This is a genomic window from Streptomyces sp. CNQ329, from assembly GCF_000482585.1.
The window spans coordinates 91,547-106,694 of the sequence record NZ_AXVU01000008.1; the positions used below are offsets into that span (position 1 = coordinate 91,547).

General features: G+C 75.0%; 11 protein-coding genes. 4 read left to right on the plus strand and 7 right to left on the minus strand.

Annotation, left to right across the window (positions count from 1 at the left end):
• Positions 1-56: 56 nt before the first annotated feature.
• Positions 57-3,929, plus strand: a complete 3,873-nt coding sequence (locus tag I003_RS0107550; RefSeq protein WP_027770964.1) for an nSTAND1 domain-containing NTPase — start codon at positions 57-59, stop codon at positions 3,927-3,929.
• A gap of 90 nt (positions 3,930-4,019) precedes the next feature.
• Here the strand turns inward: I003_RS0107550 and sucB are convergent, their stop codons facing one another.
• The 6 genes from sucB to I003_RS0107580 all read right to left on the minus strand — a co-directional run bounded on the left by sucB (position 4,020) and on the right by I003_RS0107580 (position 12,734).
• A complete protein-coding gene (gene sucB, locus I003_RS0107555; RefSeq protein WP_027770965.1) occupies positions 4,020-5,831 on the minus strand; it encodes a 2-oxoglutarate dehydrogenase, E2 component, dihydrolipoamide succinyltransferase in 1,812 nt (603 codons plus the stop codon).
• A 51-nt stretch (positions 5,832-5,882) separates the two neighbouring features.
• Positions 5,883-7,271, minus strand: a complete 1,389-nt coding sequence (gene lpdA / locus I003_RS0107560) for a dihydrolipoyl dehydrogenase (RefSeq protein ID WP_027770966.1) — start codon at positions 7,269-7,271, stop codon at positions 5,883-5,885.
• Positions 7,272-7,460: 189 nt separating this feature from the next.
• Positions 7,461-9,038 carry a leucyl aminopeptidase gene (locus I003_RS0107565; RefSeq protein WP_027770967.1) on the minus strand — a complete coding sequence of 526 codons (1,578 nt, stop codon included), beginning with the start codon at positions 9,036-9,038 and terminating at the stop codon, positions 7,461-7,463.
• A 310-nt stretch (positions 9,039-9,348) separates the two neighbouring features.
• Complete coding sequence (locus I003_RS0107570; protein WP_027770968.1) at positions 9,349-10,257, minus strand: adenosylcobinamide-GDP ribazoletransferase; 909 nt, start codon at positions 10,255-10,257, stop codon at positions 9,349-9,351.
• The gene (locus I003_RS0107575; RefSeq protein ID WP_027770969.1) at positions 10,241-11,335 is read right to left on the minus strand and encodes a nicotinate-nucleotide--dimethylbenzimidazole phosphoribosyltransferase; all 1,095 of its coding nucleotides are present in this window, start codon (positions 11,333-11,335) and stop codon (positions 10,241-10,243) included. The genes I003_RS0107570 and I003_RS0107575 overlap by 17 nt, the downstream gene beginning before the upstream one ends.
• A 196-nt stretch (positions 11,336-11,531) precedes the next feature.
• A complete protein-coding gene (locus tag I003_RS0107580) occupies positions 11,532-12,734 on the minus strand; it encodes a bifunctional adenosylcobinamide kinase/adenosylcobinamide-phosphate guanylyltransferase (RefSeq protein ID WP_027770970.1) in 1,203 nt (400 codons plus the stop codon).
• 105 nt (positions 12,735-12,839) lie between these two features.
• Between I003_RS0107580 and I003_RS0107585 the strand changes: the two genes are divergently transcribed.
• A complete protein-coding gene (locus I003_RS0107585; RefSeq protein WP_027770971.1) occupies positions 12,840-13,055 on the plus strand; it encodes a hypothetical protein in 216 nt (71 codons plus the stop codon).
• Positions 13,056-13,145: 90 nt separating this feature from the next.
• On the opposite strand, the gene I003_RS0107590 is transcribed toward I003_RS0107585, so the two are convergent.
• Positions 13,146-13,742, minus strand: a complete 597-nt coding sequence (locus I003_RS0107590; protein WP_486584131.1) for a DUF3043 domain-containing protein — start codon at positions 13,740-13,742, stop codon at positions 13,146-13,148.
• Between the two features lie 273 nt (positions 13,743-14,015).
• Here I003_RS0107590 and I003_RS0107600 point away from each other — a divergent pair, with 273 nt between their 5' ends.
• The gene (locus tag I003_RS0107600) at positions 14,016-14,822 is read left to right on the plus strand and encodes a PspA/IM30 family protein (protein ID WP_078563806.1); all 807 of its coding nucleotides are present in this window, start codon (positions 14,016-14,018) and stop codon (positions 14,820-14,822) included.
• A gap of 37 nt (positions 14,823-14,859) precedes the next feature.
• The gene (pspAA, locus tag I003_RS0107605) at positions 14,860-15,138 is read left to right on the plus strand and encodes a PspA-associated protein PspAA (protein WP_027770974.1); all 279 of its coding nucleotides are present in this window, start codon (positions 14,860-14,862) and stop codon (positions 15,136-15,138) included.
• Positions 15,139-15,148: the final 10 nt, after the last annotated feature.

A 15,148-nucleotide genomic window follows, 5' to 3' on the forward strand; every position in this document is an offset into this window, starting at 1 on the left:
TATCGTGGGAGACGACCCGGGGGAACAGGGGAGCGGGGGAGCGAGGGGGTCCGCCCATGGGGCGGCGCGAGAAGCCCGTGGATCCGTCCGCGGGCCCGGTCCAGCGCTTCGCGTACGAGCTGCGCAAGCTGCGGGCCGAGGCAGGGGGACCGACCTACCGGCAGCTCGCCGCACGCGGGCCGTATTCGGTGACGGCGCTGTCGCAGGCCGCCGCCGGCGACCGGCTGCCGTCGCTGGCGGTGGCGCTGGCGTACGCGCAGGGCTGCGGCGGCGATCCGGGCGCGTGGGAGTGGCGCTGGCGGCAGGCGGCGGCGGAGGAGGCGGAACAGCCGCTGCCGCACGGCGACGTGGCGCCGCCGTACCGCGGCCTGGCGCGCTTCGAACCGGGCGACCGCGACCGCTTCTTCGGCCGCGACCGGCTCACCGCGGACCTCGTGGAGCTGGTCGGTGCGCACCGGTTCGCGGCCGTCTTCGGCCCGTCGGGCAGCGGGAAGTCGTCGCTGCTGCGCGCGGGGCTCGTACCGGCGCTGCAGTCCGGCGGGTCACGGAGGAGCGGAGAGGGGGACGAGCCCGGGGAACCGGACGCGCGGCAGGGGGAGCCCGTCTGCCCGCCGCCCGCGGCGCTGCGCATCCTCACGCCCGGCGAGCACCCGGCCCGTACCCACGCGGACGTGCTCGACGCCGCTGCCGCCGACGGCGACACCTACCTCCTCGTCGACCAGTTCGAAGAGGTCTTCACCCTCTGCCAGGACCACGGGGAGCGCACCGCCTTCCTCGACCGCCTCCTCGCCGCCCGCGACCCCGCGCGCCGGCTGCGGGTGGTCATCGCCGTGCGGGCCGACTTCTACGGCCACTGCGCCGAGCACCGCGCGCTGACCGAGGCGCTGCGCGACGCCCAGCTACTCGTCGGCCCCATGGCGCCGGCGGAGCTGCGCGAGGCGGTGGTCAAGCCCGCGGCGGCGGAGGGCCTGATCGTCGAACGGGCCCTGACGGCACGCATTCTCAAGGACGTGGACGGCGAGCCGGGCGCCCTGCCGCTGATGTCGCACGTGCTGCTGGAGACGTGGCACCGGAGGCGGGGCCGGACGCTGACGGAGGAGGCGTACGAGGCGGCGGGAGGCGTCCGCGGTGCCATCGCGCGGACGGCGGAACGGGTCTACGGGGAGCTGACGCCGCCCCGGCAGCAGGTCGCCCGCCGCGCCCTGCTGCGCCTGGTCTCCCCGGGAGAGGGCTCCCAGGACACCCGCCGCCCGGCGCCCTGGGCCGAGCTGGCGGAGATCGCGGCGGACGCGACCGCCGCCGGCGAGGGCGCATCTCCCGGCGCCGGGGACGCCGCGGACGAAAAGGCCGTACGCTCCGGCGACGGCCGCCACCGCGCAGCGCCCGACGGCTCCGCGGCCGAGGTCGGGCACGTGCTCGAACGGCTCGTCGAGGCCCGGCTGCTGACCTCCGACGACGACGTCGTCGACCTCGCGCACGAGGCGCTGCTCACCGCCTGGCCCCGGTTACGCGGCTGGATCGAGGAGGACCGTGAGCGCATGCGCGCCCTGCGGCGGCTCACCGAGGCCGCGCACGGCTGGGAGGAGCTGGACCGCGATCCCGGGGCCCTGTACCGGGGCAGCCGGCTCGCGCAGGCCGAGGAGCTGTTCGCCGACCGGCCGCAGGAACTGACGGGCGGTGAGAGCGCGTTCCTCGCCGCCAGCACCGCCGCCCGCGGCCGGGAGCGGAGGCGGTTCCGGGGACTGCTCACGACGCTGGTGGCGCTGCTCGTGCTCGCGCTGGTCGCCGGGTCGTTCGCCTGGCAGCAGGACCGCGCCGCCGACGCCGAGCACCGCCGCGCCGAGGCCCGCCGCGCCGCCGCCGTCGCCGGGAGCCTGCGGTTCACCGATCCCGTACGGGCCATGCAGCTCAGCGTCGCCGCCTGGCGGCTCGCCGACACCCCGGAGACCCGAGGCGCCGTGCTCGGCGCGCTGCACCAGCGCGAGTCCGGCTCGTTCGCCCTGCCGCAGTCCGGCGAGCCGGGCGCGTACCGCTTCCTCAGCGGCGACGGCCGCACCGTCACCAGCGTCGGCAAGGACCGCACCGAGCGCTGGGACGTCGCCACGCACCGCCGGCTGGACGCCCGCCCCGGCCTCGGCCGCCCGGCCGACGAGTCCGACTTCCAGCTCTCCCCCGACGGCCGCACCCTCGCTGTCGCCGACAGGAAGGGCGGCGTGCGGCTGCGCCCCGGCCGCGGCGAGATCCCCGGCACGACGGGCTGGTTCGGGCCCAGCGGGCGGACGTACCTGTCGCACACCTGGTCCTTCGACGGCAGCCCCACGCACCTCGCGCTCTACGACGTACGCACCCGCAAGAAGCTCTTCTCCTCCCCGGACGGCGGCGGCGATGTCGGCGGGTTCAGCCAGGTCAGCCCCGATGACCGGTTCGTGGTGGTGTGTCCGCGCAGCGGCACGCCGGAGGTGTGGCGCACCGGCCGGCGGCAGCGCCTGGTGCGCACCTACCCGGAGGTGCGGGACGCCTGCGATTCCGGCACCGTGGCGCTGGAGTTCACGCCCGACAGCCGCGGAATCGTCGTCATGGACGACTCCGGTTTCCGGGTGCTGGACGTGGCGACCGGCCGGAAGCGGCTGGAGGTGGAGCGCGAAGGGCTGTCGGAGATCGAGTTCAGCCGGGACGGTTCGCTGGTCGCGGCCGTGGGCCCGGACGAGCTGATCGTCTGGCGCACGGCCGACGCCTCGGCCCCGGTGCTGCGCCACCCCCTGGTCAGCGAGTACGCGACGGAGCTGCGCGTGACGCCGGGCAACACGGAGCTGCGGTACCTCAGCGGCCTGTCCGGGCACGTGGTGCGTACCGTACGGCTGGACGGCATCGCGGGCGCCGGCTGGCGCGAACGGCAACTGGAGGGCGCGGCGTTCAGCCCGGACGGCGGCAAGCTGGTCACCGCCCGCCGCTCGGGGACCCGCGGCGTGTTCGAGGTGCGCGACATGCGCGGCGGCCGGACGCCGCAGACGCCGCCGCCGCTGCCGTGCAGGGTGCCGCGAGGGCTGGATCCCGTCGCGGACTTCTGCATTCCGCTGATGGCGTTCAGCCCGGACGGCCGGCGGCTGGCCTACGCGCTGCCCAGCGTGCTGGGCGACGAGCCGGAGCGGGTGCGGGTGTGGGACACGGAGACGGGCCGGATCGTACGGACCGTGGACGTCACCCCGGATCCCGCGCGGGTCAACCCGCTGAACAGCCTGGCCTACGGGGCCGGCGGCAAGCTGATCGTCTCCCGCATACCCGACCGGGAGTCCCTGGAGGTCTGGGACGTCTCGCGCGGTGAGCGCGTACGGCGGCTGCGGGACACCGGCGGCGACCCGCTGGCCCTGCACCCCGACGGCAGGCTGCTGGCCACCGGCGACGACCAGCTCGTCGCGCTGCGCCGGGGCAGGGTCACGCCGCGCCCGCTGGCGCAGGACGGGGTGCGCTCCGTGGAGTTCAGCCCGGACGGCCGCTTCCTCGCGGCGGGCGACGACTCCGGCCGGGTCACCCTGTGGGACGGCGAGGGCCGCCGCCGTCTCGGGGTGCTGCCCGGTACGTACCGCGGGGTGCAGACGGGCGCCGCGGAACCGGCGACGGCGCTGGCGTTCTCGCCCGACGGCCGCACCCTGGCGGTCGCCGGGCACTCGGGGGCGCTGCGGCTGTGGGACACCGCGTCGAACCAGGCGCTGGGCGGCAGTCTGCCGACGGCCGGCGACGAGCTGCTGGCGGTGTCCTTCAGTCCCGACGGCAGCGAGGTCTACGCGGTCGGCCGGCACACCGCGCCGCGCGCCTACCCCGCGGATCCGGAGCGGGCCCGGCAGGCGGTGTGCGCCCGCGCGGGCGGCGGTCTGTCGCGGGCCGACTGGGAGGCGTACCTGCCGGGGACGGCGTACCGGGACACGTGCTGAGGACCGCCCGGGGACACGGCCGCGCCCCCGCCCGGGCTGCTGCTCGGAGCGGGGGCGCGGCCGATGCGTACGGCTACCGGACCGCTGGCCTCACAGGCCGATCTCGCTCTCGAACTCGCCCGCCTCCAGCAGGCCCTTGACCGTGCTCAGGTAGCGGGCGGCGTCGGCGCCGTCCACCAGGCGGTGGTCGTAGGAGAGCGTCAGATACGTCATGTGCCGCACGGCGATCGTCTCGCCCAGGTCCGGGTGGTCGACGACCGTCGGACGCTTGACGGTGGCGCCGAGGCCCAGGATGGCGACCTGGTTCGGCGGCACGATGATCGTGTCGAAGAGCGCGCCGCGCGAACCGGTGTTGCTGATGGTGAAGGTCGCGCCCGACACCTCGTCCGGGGTGATCTTGTTGTTGCGGACCTTGTCCGCCAGCTCCGCCGTCTTCCTGGCGATGCCGGCGATGTTGAGGTCGCCCGCGCCCTTGATGACCGGGGTCATCAGGCCCTTCTCCGTGTCCACCGCGATACCGACGTTCTCGGTGTCGAAGTAGCTGATCGTGCCCTCGTCCTCGTTGATACGGGCGTTGACGACCGGGTGGGCCTTCAGCGCCTGGACGGCGGCCTTGACGAAGAACGGCATCGGCGAGAGCTTCACGCCCTCGCGCTGGGCGAAGGCGTCCTTGGCCCGGGCCCGCATCCGCATGATGCGGGTGACGTCCACCTCGACCACGGTGGACAACTGGGCCTGGTCGTGCAGGGCGCGCATCATGTTGTCGCCGATGAGCTTGCGGATGCGCGGCATCTTCACGGTCTGGCCGCGCAGCGGCGACGCCTCCAGCACGGGCGCCGCGGGCCGGCCCGCCGCGGGCGCCGCGGGGGCGGCGGCCGGGGCGGCGGAGGCGGCGGCGCGGGCGGCCTGCTCGGCGGCGGCGATGACGTCCTGCTTGCGGATGCGGCCGCCGACGCCGGAGCCCTTGACGGTGGCCAGGTCGACGCCGGACTCGGCGGCGAGCTTGCGCACCAGGGGGGTGACGTAGGCGCCCTCGGCGGCGGGTGCCGCGGGGGCGGGCGCCGGAGCCGGGGCGGGCTGCGCCGCCGGAGCGGGCTGCGCAGGCGGGGCGGGCGGGGCCGGCGGGGCGGCGGCCGGAGCCGGGGCCGGAGCGGGCGCCGGGGCGGCGGGCTGCTGCGCCGGAGCAGGCTGCGCCGGAGCGGCCGGAGCGGCCTCCTGCGGAGCGGCAGGCGCGGCGGGCTCTGCGGGGGCCGCCGGAGCGGCCGCGCCGCTGCCGATGACCGCCAGCTTGGCGCCGACCTCCGCCGTCTCGTCCTCCTGGACCACGATCTCCAGCAGCGTGCCGGAAGCCGGGGAGGGGATCTCCGTGTCGACCTTGTCGGTGGAGATCTCCAGCAGCGGCTCGTCGGCCTCGACCTGCTCGCCGACCTGCTTGAGCCAGCGGGTCACGGTGCCTTCGGTGACCGACTCGCCCAGCTCGGGCAGCGTGACGTCGGTGCCCTGGGCACCGCCGGCGGCCTGCGCGGGCGCGGGCTGCTGCGGCGCCGCGGGTGCGGGCGGGGCCTCGGCCGGCGCCTGGGCGGGCGGCGGGGCCTGCTCGGCGGCGGGCGCGGGCGCGGGGGCCTGCTCGGCGGCCGGTGCGGGCGCCGCCTCGGCGCCCCCGGCGCCGTCGTCGATCACGGCCAGTTCGGCGCCGATCTCGACGGTCTCGTCCTCGGCCACCTTGATGGACGACAGCACTCCGGCGGCGGGGGAGGGGATCTCGGTGTCGACTTTGTCGGTGGAGACCTCGAGCAGCGGCTCGTCGGCCTCGACACGCTCGCCCTCGGCCTTGAGCCAGCGCGTGACGGTGCCCTCGGTCACGCTCTCGCCGAGCGCCGGCAGGGTTACGGAAACCGCCATGGTTTCGGTTGCTCCTAACGATCTTTGCGGTTGGGTGGGCGTGTCCGGGGCTCAGTCGTGAGCGTGGAGCGGCTTGCCGGCCAGCGCCAGGTGGGCTTCACCGAGCGCTTCGTTCTGCGTCGGGTGGGCGTGGACGAGCTGGGCCACCTCGGCCGGCAGCGCCTCCCAGTTGTAGATCAACTGTGCTTCACCGACCTGCTCGCCCATGCGGTCGCCGACCATGTGCACGCCGACCACGGGGCCGTCCTTGACCTGGACGAGCTTGATCTCGCCCGAGGTCTTGAGGATCTTGCTCTTGCCGTTGCCCGCCAGGTTGTACTTCAGCGCCACGACCTTGTCGGCACCGTAGGTTTCCTTCGCCTTCGCCTCCGTGAGGCCGACGGACGCGACCTCCGGGTGGCAGTACGTCACCCGCGGGACACCGTCGTAGTCCATCGGCACCACGTCGAGCCCGGCCAGCCGCTCCGCGATCAGGATCCCCTCGGCGAAGCCGACGTGCGCGAGCTGGAGTACCGGCGTCAGGTCGCCGACGGCGGAGATCGTGGGCACGTTGGTGCGCTTGTACTCGTCCGTGAGGACGAAGCCGCGCTCCATGGCCACGCCCTGCTCCTCGTAGCCCAGCCCCTGTGAGACCGGGCCGCGGCCCACCGCGACCAGCAGGATCTCGGCCTCGAACTCCTTGCCGTCCGCGAGCGTCACCTTGACGCCGTCCTGGGTGTACTCCGCCTTCTCGAAGAAGGTGCCCAGGTTGAACTTGATGCCGCGCTTGCGGAAGGCCCGCTCCAGCAGCTTGGAGCTGTTCTCGTCCTCCGCGGGGACCAGGTGCTTCAGACCCTCGATGATCGTCACGTCGGCGCCGAAGGACTTCCACGCGGAGGCGAACTCCACGCCGATGACGCCGCCGCCCAGTACGATCGCCGACTTCGGGACCCGGTCCAGGACCAGCGCGTGCTCCGAGGCGATGATGCGGTCGCCGTCGATCTCCAGGCCCGGCAGCGACTTCGAGTACGAACCGGTGGCGAGCAGCACGTGCCGCCCCGTGTACCGCTGCCCGTTCACGTCGACCGACGTCGGCGAGGACAGCCGGCCCTCGCCCTCCACGACGGTGACCTTGCGGGAGGAGACCAGTCCCTGCAGGCCCTTGTACAGGCCGGCGACCACGCCGTCCTTGTACTTGTGCACGCCGGCCATGTCGATGCCGTCGAGCGTGGTGTTCACTCCGAAGGATGCGCCTTCGCGCGCCTGGTCGGCGAGCTCCCCGGCGTGCAGCAGCGCCTTCGTCGGGATGCATCCGCGGTGCAGGCAGGTGCCGCCCACCTTGTCCTTCTCGATCAGGGCGACGTCAAGACCAAGCTGAGCGCCTCGCAGTGCGGCGGCATAGCCACCGCTGCCGCCCCCGAGGATCACCAGGTCGAAAACGGTGCTGGCGTCGTTCGCCACGTCACGTCCTCCATGCATGTGCGCCGGTGGCCGGCCGTGGTGCGGCCGGGCGGCGGCTCCTAAATCGGCCGCTCTCTTACTGAGGCCCTGTCCTGCCACCAGCCATCTTCGCACTTGTCGCCGGAAGACGGGGACGCGGGCCGCACCCCGCCGGCCCGGGCACCCGTCGCCGGCGGGCTGCGGTGCACGTCAGACCAGGTCGCCGTGGGCGGCCTCCTCGGCGATCGCGACCAGAGTGCGCACCGCGGAGCCGGTGCCGCCCTTGGGGGTGTAGCCGAACGGGCCGGAGGAGTTGAAGGCCGGGCCCGCGATGTCCAGGTGTGCCCAGGTGATGCCCTCGCCGACGAACTCCTCCAGGAAGAGCCCGGCCACCAGGCCGCCGCCCATCCGGTCGCCCATGTTGGCGATGTCCGCGATCGGCGACTCCATGCCCTTCTTCAGCTCCGGCGGCATCGGCATCGGCCAGGACTGCTCGCCCGCGGCCTCGGCGAGCATGTGGATCCGGGTCCGGAAAGCGTCGTCGTTCGCCATGATCCCGAAGGTGCGGTGGCCCAGGGCCAGCACCATGGCGCCGGTGAGCGTCGCCACGTCGATCATGTAGTCGGGCTTCTCCTCCGACGCCTTCGTCAGCGCGTCGGCGAGGACGAGCCGGCCCTCGGCGTCGGTGTTCAGCACCTCGACGGTCTTGCCGCTGTACATCCGCAGCACGTCGCCGGGGCGGGTGGCGGAGCCGGACGGCATGTTCTCAGCGAGCGCCAGCCAGCCGGTGACGTTCACCGGCAGGCCCAGCCGGGCGGCGGCGGAGACGGCGGAGAGTACGGCCGCGGCGCCGCTCATGTCGCACTTCATCGTCTCGTTGTGGCCGGCGGGCTTGAGCGAGATGCCGCCCGAGTCGTACGTGATGCCCTTGCCGACCAGCGCGATCGTCTGCTTCGCCTTCGGGTGCCGGTGCTCCAGGCGGACCAGCCGCGGCGGGGTCTGCGAGCCCTGGCCGACGCCGAGGAGGCCACCGTAGCCGCCCTTGGCGAGCGCCTTCTCGTCCGTCACCGCGACCTTGAAGCCGTGCTCCTTGCCGGCCTGCTGGGCGGCGGCGGCGAAGCCGGTGGGGTCGAGGTCGTTGGAGGGGAGGTTGATCAGGTCGCGGGCGCGGTTGACTTCCTCGGCGAGCACGGTGGCGCGCTCGACGGCGGTGCGGTGGGCCTTGTCGCGCTTGCCGCCGAGGAGGGCGATCTCGGCGAGCGGAGCCTTGACGCCGTTGCCGTTCGCCTTGCCCTTCTTCCCCTTGGCGCCCTTGGTGCCCCTGCCGTCGTCGGCCGCGGTGTCCGCGCCGCCGTCGCGGTAGGTGTGGAAGGCGTACGCGCCGAGCAGCGCGCCCTCCGCCACGGCGGCGGTGTCGTCGGCGACCTCCAGCGGCAGCGCGAACGCGGCCTTCTTCGCACCGGCCAGCGCGCGGGAGGCGCTGCCCGCGGCACGGCGCAGGGTCTCGGTGTCGTAGGAGTCGCCCTTCGCGGGCACGGCGCCGAGGCCGACGGCGACGACGAGGGGTGCCTTGAGGCCGTCGGGCGCGGGCAGCTTCGTGACCTCGCCCTCGCCGCCGGACGCCCCGAGGGCCTCCAGCACGGCGGCCAGCTTCCCGCCGTACGCCTCATCGACCGTCTCCGCGCCGGGTGCCGGCACGGGGCCCTTGGGGCCCTTGCCCACACCCACGACGACGGCGTCCGCACGCAGACCGGCGGCGGACGAGGAACTGAGAGTCAGAGCAGTCACGGTGGTGAGGATCCATTCTCGGGTGCGGGTTCGGGGGGTGTAGGCGGCATCGTATGCGGTACGACGCCGGCGGAGGGCGCCGGGTTGACGGCGGGTTTGCCCGCGTGCGGGCAGGTGGCGGGGACCCGCCGCCGGCCCCCGGGGCCGGGCCCTGCCCGGCGGACGGAGCGGCCCGGCCGGTGGGCGGGAGGGGCGGTTTCCGGGGGTGCGGTCGCCAGGCGGAGTGACGCGCCGGACGTATGTACGAGGCTTGCATCGCGCTGTGCGTGCGCCGGAGTCCCGCCGCGGGGCGGGTTCCGTGCGGGCGGGTTCAGGCGGGACCCAGGACCGCGGCGACCAGCGCGGCGGTCGCGGCGGTTTCGGCGAGCGCGCCGAAGACGTCGCCGGTGACTCCGCCGAAACGGCGGACGCAGTGGTGCCGCAGGAACTCGGCGGCCGCCAGTGCGGCGGCGACGGCGAGCGCGGTGTGCAGCGCCGCGTACGGACCGGAGAGGAGCCCGGCCGCCCCGGCGAGGACGGCGGTGGCCGCGACCGCGCCGGCGACGGCGGCACGGACGGACAGCACCCCCGCCACCGCGGCGCCCAGACCCTCCGGGCGGGCCGCCGGAACACCGGCGCGGGCGGCGAGGGTCAGGGCCGCGCGGGCGGCGACCGCCGCGGCGGTGACGGCGAGCGCGGCGCGGGCCCGGGAGCCGTCGTCGTACAGCTCGTACACCGCAGCGACCTGCCCGAGCAGCACCAGCAGCAGCGTGATCACGCCGAACGGGCCGATGTCGGAGCGCCGCATGACCGCCAGCGCCCCCGCGGCGGGCCGCCCGCTGCCCAGCCCGTCGGCGGTGTCGGCGAGCCCGTCGAGATGCAGTCCCCGCGTCAGCACGGCGGGCAGGGCGACGGTGGCCACGGCGGCGACGGCCGCCCCGGCGCCGGCGAGCAGCAGCAATCCGCCGGTGCCGGCGGCGAGGAGGCCGAGCACGAGCCCGGCGGCGGGTGCGGCGAGCATGCCGCCGCGGGCGGCGGCGCGGTCCCAGCGGTGGACGCGCACGGGCAGCGCGGTCAGGGTGCCGAAGGCGAACCGCAGGGCGACGGGAAGTGCGGCGGGGCCGCCGGGGGCGGTTGCGGAGCCGGCCGGATCGGGCCGACCGGCGGTGCCGTGCGGCTCGTCCGCCCGGCCCGGGCCACAGCCCTCCGCCGGGTCCGCCCCGTCAGGTGATGTCGTCAACCGCGCCCTCGGCCACGGCTGCCTCAGCCTCGGCCGGGTTCTCCGGCAGCTCCGACCAGAGTTCCGCCGCGGCCTGGAGGAACGGCAGGGCCAGCAGGGCGCCGGTGCCCTCGCCCGTCGTCACGCCGTGGTCGAGCAGGGGGTCGATCGCGATGCGGTCCAGCGCCTTTTCCTGCGCCGGCTCGCCGCTCGCCTGGCCGGCCAGCCACCAGTCGGGAGCACGGAACGCCACCCGCTGGGCGACCAGCGCCGCCGCCGCCGAGACGACCCCGTCGAGCACGACGGGCGTGCGCCGTACCGCGGCCTGCAACAGGAAGCCCGTCATCGCGGCCAGGTCCGCGCCGCCGACCGTGGCGAGGAGCTCCAACTGGTCGCCCAGCACCGGCCGGCTGCGGCGCAGCGCGTCGCGGATCGCGGCGCACTTGCGCATCCAGGCCAGGTCGTCGATGCCCGCGCCGCCGCGGCCGGTCACCACGGAGGCGTCGGTGCCGCACAGGGCGGCGATGATCGTGCCGGCCGCGGTCGTGCCGCCGACGCTGAGGTCGCCGAGGAGCAGCAGGTCCGTACCGGAGTCGGTCTCCTCGTCGGCGATCGCCATGCCGGCCCGGAACGCGGCCTCGGTCTCCTCCTCCGTGAGCGCGTCCTCGATGTCGATGCGGCCGGACCCGCGGCGTACGCGATGGCGGGTGACCTCCTTCGGCAGCGACTCCGGGTCGCAGTCGAGGCCCATGTCGACGACCCGCAGCCCGGCGCCGAACCGGCGGGCGAGGATCGCCGAGGCGCTCCGGCCGTCGAGCGCGGCGCGGGCCAGGGTGTCGGCGGTGCCCGCCGTGCGGCCGGAGACGTCCAGCTCGGCGACGCCGTGGTCCCCGGCGAAGAGCACCAGACGCGGCTGCGCGACCGGCTTGGCCGGCACGTCGCCCTGCGCCGCCGCCAGCCACTCGCCGAGGTCGTCCAGGCGGCCGAGCGCGCCGGGGCGCGGGCCGTGGGTCGCCCGCCACTGCTCGGCCCGCCGGCGGACGGACGAGTCGGGGCGGTCGATGTCATTGATGAAGTCGTCCAGATTCAGGCCGCTCACGGGCGCAGATTACCCGCAGCCCGCGCCGCGGGCGCCGCTGCCCCCGCGGTTGGCCGCCCCGGGCCGCGGGCGGGGCGGTGCCGTGGCGCCGGATCGTCCCCGCGGCCCCGGCGGCCGGCGGCCGGCCGGCGGCGCGGGCGCCCGCCGTACCCGGCCGGTTGCGGACCCCGCGTCCGCGGGCGGCTGCGGCATCGGTTCATCCCCGCAGGGTCAGCACCTGCCCCGCCACCACCAGCAGCACCTGTTCGCACTCCGCCGCCACCGCCGCGTTCAGCCGGCCCAGCTCGTCGCGGAAGAGCCGGCCCGCCGGGGTGGCCGGGACGACGCCCGAGCCGACCTCGTTGCTGACCGCGACCAGGGTGCGGCGGGTGGTGCGTACCGCCGCGACCAGCTCGTCGGCGCGCGGCCGTACGTCGCCCCCGTCCCACGCCCCCGCCCGGTCCATGGCGTCCGTGAGCCACAGCGAGAGGCAGTCGACCAGCAGCGGCGGCGCGCCGTCCGCGGCGAGCAGGGGCACCAGGTCGCAGGTTTCGGTGGTACGCCAGGTCGCCGGCCGGCGCTCGCGGTGGACCGCGACCCGGGCCGCCCACTCGGCGTCCCCGTCGCGGGTGCCGCCGGTGGCCGCGTACTCGACCTCCGGGAACGCCGCGAGCCGCCGCTCGGCCTCCACGGACTTGCCGGACCGGGCGCCGCCGAGGATCAGCGTGCGCCGCGGCACGGCGGGGCCGCCCGGACCGTGACCGGCGACGAGGCCCTGCCCGTCGGGTACGGCCCTGGCCCCCGCGGCGGCGAGCCGCCGGTGCAGTTCGGGGCCGGGCGGCGGGGCCGGCCCGGAGGCGTCGCCGGTGTGGCCGCCGAGGTGGACGGCGACGACGTCGGTGGCGGCGGTGACGCCGCCGTGGGCGCGGAGCCGGGCGAGCGCGCCGGGCCGGCCGCAGACGTCGAGCAGGACCAGGTCGTATGGTTCCAGCGGCCCCCGGAGGCCCGACGGGGCAGCACCCGGCGGCAGATACAGCAGCCGGTCCCCGGCCGGCCCGGTGATCTCGTACCCGGTGCCGGGGGAGTCGACCGCGACGGCCCGCACCCGGTGCCCGCTGATCAGCGTCACCTCCTGCCCGTCCGGCGCCCGCGACGGCGCCGGCACCCCCGCCGGGGGTGCCACGGCGGGCCCGTCGTGCGGGTGGCTGAGCAGCACCTGCAGCACGCCCGCCAGCGTCCGCCCGGCGCGCGCCGCGGCGAGCGCGGCACCCGGCGTGAGGTCGAGCAGCACGATCTCGTCCACGAGGACGGACGTCGCCGCCCGCGCCTCGGGCCCGACGGCGGTGGCACACGCCGCGCAGGGACAGCCCGGGCGCGGCAGCCCGGCGGGCGCACCGGTGCCGAGGAGGGTGATGTCCACGCCCCGATCGTCTCGCGGGCGGCGGCCACGCGCCCGGGCGGGGCGGTGCTTCAGAACTCTCGGTTACGCTGCGAGCGCACTATCCGGCGTGGGACGGAGGCAGTCATGGCAGCGTGGACCTGGCGGTTCGAGAAAGCCGACGGCACGGAGGCGACCCCGGCGGTGGAGCCGGATGACTTCACGACCCAGGGTGACGCGGAGTCGTGGATCGGCGAGGTCTGGAAGGAACTGCTGGAGGGCGGCGTCGCGCAGGTCCGGCTGCTGGAGGACGGGGCCGAGGTCTACGGCCCGATGAGCCTGGAGGCGGCGGAGGGCGCGTAAAAGCCGGTCACGGCCGGTCCCTCACCGGGCCGGCGGCCCGCGGGTGGTACGGGCGTACGCGGCGGTCCCCGCCCCGTACGCCCGCCGGCGTCAGGGCCGCTCGCCCCGCTTCACCTGCGGCTTCGGCAGCCGCATCCGGCGCAACTGGAGCGTGCGCATCAGCGCGTACGCCTTGGCGCCACGGTGGCTCTCGTCCGGGAAGCGCTTCTTGAGCTGCTTCTTCACCTGTACGGAGATCGCGATCGAATCGAAGACGATCAGCACGATCACGAACAGCCACAGCAGCAGCGAGATGTTCTTCAGCCCCGCCGACGGCGTGATGCTCAGCAGCAGGATGATGATGGCCATGGGCAGGAAGAACTCCGCCACGCACCACCGCGAGTCCACGTAGTCCCGCACGAACTTGCGCACCGGCCCCTTGTCCCGCGGGGGCAGGTACCTCTCGTCGCCCGTGGCCAGCGCCTCGCGCTGCCTGGCCATGTCGGCCCTGCGTGCCTCCCGCGCCCGTTTCGACGCCTCCTTGCGTGTCGCAGGGGTCTTGGCCATGGCACGGCGCTGCGCCTGCGACTCGCTGCGCTTGGGCGTGGGCCTGCCCTTGGGCGCCTCTGCCGGGCGCACACGCTTCGTCTCCGCCGCGCTCACCTCGGGCTCAGCGGACTGGTCATCCTTGGAACGGCTTCCGAACACAGGCCCAAGAATAGGGGCACCGGGGTGTACGACCCAGACCGAGGGGGAACGATCCGGCAACGGCGTGCGTGTCACTACCTGTGGGGGCGCGCGAACCGGGAGCCCCTACGGTCGTCTACTCCCTGGGCGGGAGGACGGACCCCCGGCGGTTCGTCCTGCAGGAGGAGCGCATTGGCGCCCAGGCAGTGCGGTAATGGAAGCAGGGCCCGTACTGTGGGACCTGCAGAGTATGTGCCGAGGCTGAAGTCCGTCAGAAGGGGGCGCGCGAGGCCCATGAGCGGTGTCATGAAGCGGATGGGAATGATCTTCCGCGCGAAGGCCAACAAGGCCCTGGACCGGGCCGAGGACCCGCGCGAGACCCTCGACTACTCGTACCAGAAGCAGCTTGAGCTGCTGCAGAAGGTGCGCCGGGGGGTCGCCGACGTGGCGACGTCGCGCAAGCGCCTGGAGCTGCAGCTCGGTCAGCTGCAGAGCCAGTCCAGCAAGCTGGAGGACCAGGGCAAGAAGGCCCTCGCCCTCGGCCGCGAGGACCTGGCGCGCGAGGCGCTGTCCCGTAAGGCGGCGCTGCACCAGCAGGTCACCGACCTGGAGGCGCAGCACCAGACGCTGCAGAGCGAGGAGGAGAAGCTCACCCTCGCCGCTCAGCGGCTGCAGGCCAAGGTGGACGCCTTCCGGACCAAGAAGGAGACCATCAAGGCCACGTACACCGCGGCGCAGGCGCAGACCCGGATCGGCGAGGCGTTCTCCGGCATCTCCGAGGAGATGGGCGACGTCGGCCTGGCCGTGCAGCGCGCGGAGGACCGTACGGCGCAGATGCAGGCCCGCGCCGGCGCCATCGACGAGCTGCTGGCCTCCGGCGCGCTGGACGACCCGACGGGGATGGCGAAGGACGACATCTCCGCCGAGCTGGACCGGCTCTCCGGCGGCGCGGACGTCGAGCTGGAGCTGCAGCGCATGAAGGCCGAGCTGGCGGGTGGCGGCACCGAGCAGCAGCAGGCGATCGAAGGCGGCCAGCAGAGCGCGCAGACGCAGCAGCAGCAGGCTCCGCCGCAGGACGCCCCGCGGTTCGACAAGCAGTGACCGCCCCCCGACGGGCTCGGAAGAACGGGAGAAAACCGTGATCGTACGGATCATGGGGGAGGGGCAGGTGAAGCTGGACGACAGCCACTTCACCGAGCTCAACAAGCTGGACGACGAACTGCTCGCCGAGATGGAGAGGGGCGACGGGGACGGCTTCCGTCGGACGCTCGGCGCCCTGCTCGACGCCGTGCGCTCGATGGGCACCCCGCTGCCGGACGACGCGCTGGAGCCGTCCGAGCTGATCCTCCCGGCGCCTGACGCCTCCCTGGAAGAGGTCAGGGAGATGCTCAGCGACGACGGTCTGATCCCCGGCTGACTCCCGGCCC

What these genes read in the sequence shown, in the direction of transcription:
- I003_RS0107550 (WP_027770964.1), top strand. Translation starts at nt 57, where the DNA reads ATGGGGCGGCGCGAGAAGCCCGTGGATCCGTCCGCGGGCCCGGTCCAG.
- sucB (WP_027770965.1), bottom strand. Translation starts at nt 5,831, where the DNA reads ATGGCGGTTTCCGTAACCCTGCCGGCGCTCGGCGAGAGCGTGACCGAG.
- I003_RS0107585 (WP_027770971.1), top strand. Translation starts at nt 12,840, where the DNA reads ATGGCAGCGTGGACCTGGCGGTTCGAGAAAGCCGACGGCACGGAGGCG.
- I003_RS0107600 (WP_078563806.1), top strand. Translation starts at nt 14,016, where the DNA reads ATGAGCGGTGTCATGAAGCGGATGGGAATGATCTTCCGCGCGAAGGCC.